At 70.6% G+C, this 5,576-nt stretch carries 3 protein-coding genes; 1 reads left to right on the top strand and 2 read right to left on the bottom strand.

All coding sequences use genetic code 11. The features are described 5' to 3' along the window. Positions 1 to 64 precede the first annotated feature (64 nt). Positions 65 to 1,432, top strand: a complete 1,368-nt coding sequence (locus P1P70_RS39735; protein WP_319246608.1) for an L-serine ammonia-lyase — start codon at positions 65 to 67, stop codon at positions 1,430 to 1,432. A 119-nt stretch (positions 1,433 to 1,551) separates the two neighbouring features. Here the strand turns inward: P1P70_RS39735 and P1P70_RS39730 are convergent, their stop codons facing one another. Together P1P70_RS39730 and P1P70_RS39725 are read right to left on the bottom strand one after the other, a co-directional pair. Continuing rightward, a complete protein-coding gene (locus P1P70_RS39730; protein WP_319246605.1) occupies positions 1,552 to 3,189 on the bottom strand; it encodes an amino acid ABC transporter substrate-binding protein in 1,638 nt (545 codons plus the stop codon). 5 nt (positions 3,190 to 3,194) lie between these two features. Continuing rightward, positions 3,195 to 5,336 (bottom strand): hypothetical protein, encoded by a 2,142-nt coding sequence (locus tag P1P70_RS39725; RefSeq protein WP_319246601.1) that lies wholly within the window; start codon positions 5,334 to 5,336, stop codon positions 3,195 to 3,197. Positions 5,337 to 5,576 lie beyond the last annotated feature (240 nt).

Genomic DNA, 5,576 nt, shown 5'->3' with positions numbered 1-5,576 from the left:
TTTTTTTTGGGGGGGTCAAAGGTGTTTAAAAGACAGCTCCCCTCCCCCGTTCTGAGGAGTCACCGTGGCCATCTCGGTCTTCGACCTGTTCTCGATCGGTATCGGCCCGTCCAGCTCCCACACGGTCGGCCCGATGCGGGCCGCCCGGTTGTTCGCCCGCCGGCTGCGCAACGAGGAACTGCTCGCGGGCGTGGCCTCCGTGCGCGTCGAGCTGTACGGCTCGCTGGGCGCGACCGGCCACGGCCACGGCACCCCCAAGGCGGTGCTGCTGGGTCTGGAGGGCGCCTCGCCGCGCACGGTGGACGTCGAGTCGGCCGACGACCGGGTGGCGGCGATCAGGGAATCGGGGCGCCTCCGCCTCCTCGGCGACCACGAGATCCCCTTCGCCTTCGACGAGGACCTGGTCCTGCATCGGCGCAAGACGCTGCCGTACCACGCCAACGGCATGACGATCTGGGCCCACGACGCGGACGGCGCCGAACTCCTGTCCAAGACCTACTACTCGGTGGGCGGCGGCTTCGTCGTCGACGAGGAGGCGGTCGGGGCGGACCGCATCAAACTCGACGACACGGTCCTGAAGTACCCCTTCCGCACCGGCGACGAACTGCTGCGCCTGACCAGGGAGACCGGCCTGTCCATCTCCGCGCTGATGCTGGAGAACGAGCGGGCCTGGCGCACGGAGGAGGAGATCCGCTCCGGACTGCTGGACATCTGGGGGGTGATGCAGGCCTGCGTCTCCCGGGGCATGACCCGTGAGGGGATCCTCCCCGGCGGTCTGAAGGTCCGCCGTCGCGCGGCCGTCTCCGCCCGGCAACTGCGCGCCGAGGGCGACCCGTTGGCCCGCGCCATGGAGTGGATCACGCTCTACGCGATGGCCGTGAACGAGGAGAACGCCGCCGGCGGCCGGGTCGTCACCGCGCCGACGAACGGCGCAGCCGGCATCATCCCCGCCGTCCTGCACTACTACATCGACTTCGTGCCCGGCGCGGACGAGGACGGCGTCGTGCGGTTCCTGCTCGCCGCCGGCGCCATCGGCATGCTCTTCAAGGAGAACGCCTCCATCTCCGGCGCCGAGGTCGGCTGCCAGGGCGAGGTCGGCTCCGCCTGCTCCATGGCGGCGGGCGCGCTGGCGGAGGTGCTGGGCGGCTCCCCCGAACAGGTCGAGAACGCCGCCGAGATCGGCATGGAGCACAACCTCGGCCTCACCTGCGACCCCGTGGGCGGCCTCGTCCAGATCCCCTGCATCGAACGCAACGGCATGGCGGCGGTGAAGGCCGTCACGGCAGCCCGGATGGCGATGCGCGGCGACGGCACCCACAAGGTGTCCCTCGACAAGGTCATCAAGACGATGAAGGAAACCGGCGCCGACATGAGCGTCAAGTACAAGGAGACGGCGCGGGGCGGGCTCGCGGTCAACATCATCGAGTGCTGATGGAACGGCCCTGATTCAGCGCGTTTGCTTCTCGGACCCAGCCGAAGGCGAACTCGCCCCCTGTTCCGCCGAGTTGCTCGGCGTGCCTCCCGGCCGGAGTTGCCCCAACAGCCTGTCACTCAGGAGGTGCCGCTCGGGATCACGCAGTTCTTCGGCTGTTCCTTGCCGGTGGGCCAGCCCAGGCCGACGAACTGCAGGGTCCCGCGCACGCCCTGGCCCGGGTTCAGTTCGACCACCGCGACCGGCTTGTCGTACGGATTCCCGCCGCTCGTCAGGCAGATCAGGCCACTCGTACCCCTCACCCGGTGCACCGACTGGAGTTTCGACCACTCCTGGCGGACGTCCGCGAGGCTGGGCGCCTGCTCGGCATTGTTGCCCTGTACCTCGTGCAGGGCCGTGCCGATGGTGACGAGGCCGTCGTAGACGAGCATGGTGCGGGAGTCCTCCAGGTTCGGGGTGGAGCCGAGGTCCGTGCCCCCCTTGCTCGTGCTCTCGATCAGGTCGTCGAGAGCGTCCAGGGCCGCCTTGGGCTCCGTGAGGTACTGGGGGAGTTCGTTCGCGACGGGCTCGCCGTCGTGGGTCGCCTTCCACCGCTCGGTCCAGGCGGCCAGTTCGGTGTCCCAGGCGGCCGGGTGCGCGGGGGCGGCGTACTGGACCGTCACCTTCGCCCTGCCGTCCTCGCCCCGTAGCTGCGCCCAGTCCTGCTCGGACATGGCCTGCCGCAGCGAGGCGGCGTCGGAGCCGCTGACCAGGGTGAAGTGCCGGTCCGCGCAGGTCTGCTTGGCGAGTGTGAGCGCGAAGATCCGCAGGTGCAGCGTGCGCCCCGCGAAGTAGACGGTGTCGGCCGCGGAACCGCAGATGTTGTTGGCGATCTGCTCGAACTGGCTGCCGGTCGAGCCGGCCTCGTTGATCCCCGGGGATTCGAAGGGCATATCGGCGGGGCCGGCCGGGCCCGTCTCCTTGATACCCCGGAACGCGCTCGCCAGCGACTCGTCGTAGGCGTCCGGGCGGGTGTCGTGGACCAGCACCGTCCTGGCGTTCTCCCGGCCCCGCTCGCCGTTGAAGTTGGCCAGGGCCTCGGCCGCTTGGCCGTTGGTGGGGATGATCCGGGCCAGGCCGGGGAATCGTTGCTTCTTCCCGTCGACGTTCGCGATCCCGTCTCCGGTGATCCGGGAGGCGAGCACCGGGACGCCGTTTTCCGTCAGGTGTTCCACGGCCTTCTCGGTGGCGTCGAGGGTGAGGTTGAAGCCCGTGACGGCCCGCAGTTTGTCCTTGTCGGATTCGGCCATGTCGAGCAGCGTGCTCACGATTCTGTCCTGATGGCCGTAGTTCAGCCCGGGGTTGGCCAGCACCAGCCGGATCCTGGGCACCTGGCCCTCGCCCGAGTTCGCCTGCCGCTGTCCCAGATACGCGCCCTGAAGGTCGCTGCGCATCTGCCGCCGCAGCCCCGCCGTGTCCGACTGGAGGGGCAGCATCATCGCCACGGTGACGTGGGGCTGGTTCGCGATCCTCTTGTTCTCCACCGAGATGGCCTTGACCACGGCGCTGATCTCCGGTGTGCCGAAGTCGTAGCCCGCGCCGTCGACCCCGATGCACTCGCCGCCGATCTTCTCGATGCCGTCGTGGCAGGTCTCCGGCTTCTGGAGGGCGGGAACGCCATATACAACGGCGGCCGCGGTCACTGCCACGCCCGCCAGCGCGTAGAGGATCTTTCCCCACCTGGGCAGTCTGTTCCACCTGGGTATCCAGCCGGGCATCCCCGTCACTCCCTCCGGCCGAGCTGATCGGTACAGTCGCAGCGGAGCAACGGCCGTTCGTTCGCCGCCAGTTGGCTCCACTCGGTGGCTGTCGGGCCGAGTTCTCCAGCGCCGTCGAAGTCCAGGCGCGACAGGTCCCTCAGCAACTGCTCCAGCGTGCGGGCCATTTCGCCCCCGGTCGGCCTGGTGCGCTCCTCGCACAGCCATACGGCGTGCAGCAGTTGGTCGACGGTACGGCGCAGCGGCGGTCCGTCCATCCGGATCAGCCCCTGGGCGCGTCTGCGGCGCTCGTCCGCGCCACCCGGATACGGCGCCTGGGCGATCTCCAGCAGTTCCCGGCACCACTGACGGGGACGGCCGGGGAGGGTGTCGACGAGGTGACGGACCACGTCGTCGACGCCGCCGGAGACGAGATGGTGGTTCATCCGGTGGGTCGTCACCGAGTGGAAGGCAATACCGCTCGGCTCGCTCACGGCGTAGTGGTCGCGCAGCAGATGGTGGTCGGCGTACCAGGCGGCACCGTCGCGGTCCAGCCCGTACAGCCGGTGCACCAGCAGCTGGCGCAGGCCGAAGTCCCCGATGAAGTGCCGCTCGCAGCCCGGCCATCCGGTCTCGTCGAGCAGCCGCGCGACCTCGTGTGCCGTCAGGCGCAGGACACGGTCCTCCTGGTGATGGCGCAGCAGGACGTCCGCGCACGCCGGGTCGTGGGCCACCGACAGATGGGTGAGGAGATCGAGCCACTGGTCATGGTGCTCGCGCGGAAGCCGCACCGGCAGCTGGTCGAGGATCAGTTCCTGAAGCAGCACGTCCGTCACCGGCCGCTCCGAGGGGCCGTCCGGGTCGTGCAGCTTGGCGTCCAGGATGGCCCGGTCGTTGGCGTCCGTCTCCATCCGGTGGTCGGCGGCAGCGGTGGCCAGCCGGATCACCGTGTGCGGCCGTCCGCCGCTCAACTGGGCCACGGCCGCGGTGATACGGCGGCGATGCGTACCGCCCTCCCGCTCCGCGCCCAGCTGTATGCGCTCGGTCGCCTTGCGGAGCTGGTCACCGGTGAGGAAAGGCATCCGCAGCATCAGCACCCCGCCGGACAGCGGGCCCCGGTCCCCCTCCGGGTCCCTGCGGCGGGACCAGGTCTCCGGCACCCCGTCGGCGGGCCGGAACGCCGCTGCCTCCCTCGGTGGCAGACCCCCGTGCAGGAAGTCGCCGCCGTCCGCCCGGCGCGCCGTTCCCACGATCACCACGCGGTCGCGCTGCCCGGCCCGGCGATCGGTGAGCACGGCGCGCAGCAGCCGCTCGCCCAGCGGTTCTTCGGCGTGGTCCAGCAGCAGTCCCGGGCGGCCGACCCGGCCCAGCCAGCCCCCCAGGCTGCCGTACGCCGCCTCCAGATCCTCGCGCAGCGCCCGGAAGAGAAAGCGCTCCGCGTCCTCCCGCCGCTCGCGGCCGGCCCGGAAGTCCTCGGCGAGCCTGCGCAGCCCGTGCCTGGGCTGGCCGGCCGCGCCGGGATACTCGCCGTAGATCCGGGTCAGTTCCGCCTCGCCCCGGGGCGTCAGGCCCGCGAAGAGGGCGTCGAGCAGTGCGGTGAGCGCGGCGGCCGGGTACGGGCCGAGCGTCTGTCCGGCCAGGACCTCCAGCATTTTCCGTACGGCCCCGAGGAGCGCGCCGCGCCAGAAGTCCCGCGCCCCCAGACCGCGCAGGCGCGGCTGCTGGATCAGCTCCTCGTACCGCTCGACCTCTGTCGTGATCGCCACACCGGTGCCGCCCGCGACGCCGGTCGCGGTCACCGCCAAGCCCGCGAACAACCGCGGGAAGGTGAAACCGCCGCCCGTTCCCCGCCAGGTGTGCAGCAGCAGGGCGGCCTCGACCAGAGCCTCGGTCACCGCCGAGCGGGCACCGGGCTCCGGCCCGGCCCGGTCCGCGTACACCGGTGAGGCGCAGTCCAGACGGATCACCGGCACGTGGCGGGCGAAACGGTCGTGCACCGCCCGCAGCAGCCGCCCCTTGCCCATCCCCGGGCCGCCGCTGAGGAGTACCACGGGCAGATCGGGGCCGTACAACGACTTGCGGTCGGCACCCGACGGCGACCGCCCTAACAGACGTGCGAAGAAACCGTCCGCGTCGAGGAGTTTCTCGAAGCCCAAGTCCTCATACACGCATCTCCCCCGTGGATGCTCTCCCGCCCGGGAGCGGGGTGATCGATGTGGCGGACAGGAATCAGTGGACCACGAGACCTTCAGCAGGACAACGGTGCTTATGTGAAGGGAAGTTGGCGGTGGGGATTCTTGGTGCCCCCTGTCGTCGCTGCGTGGCGCGGTGAGCGCCGGCGTGGCTCCGGAGTGTCCTGCCGACTCGCTGAACGTGTCGGTCGACCCCGTCCTGCGTGGCCCCCACTC

Source organism: Streptomyces sp. MB09-02B (genome assembly GCF_033794485.1).
Lineage (GTDB): Bacteria > Actinomycetota > Actinomycetes > Streptomycetales > Streptomycetaceae > Streptomyces.
Note: the sequence above shows the minus strand (reverse complement) of the source record. Positions and strands in the feature narration are given on the sequence as shown.

Bases quoted from the DNA above. Each gene is read 5' to 3' on its own strand.
- P1P70_RS39730 (WP_319246605.1), bottom strand. From the start codon at position 3,189: ATGCCCGGCTGGATACCCAGGTGGAACAGACTGCCCAGGTGGGGAAAG.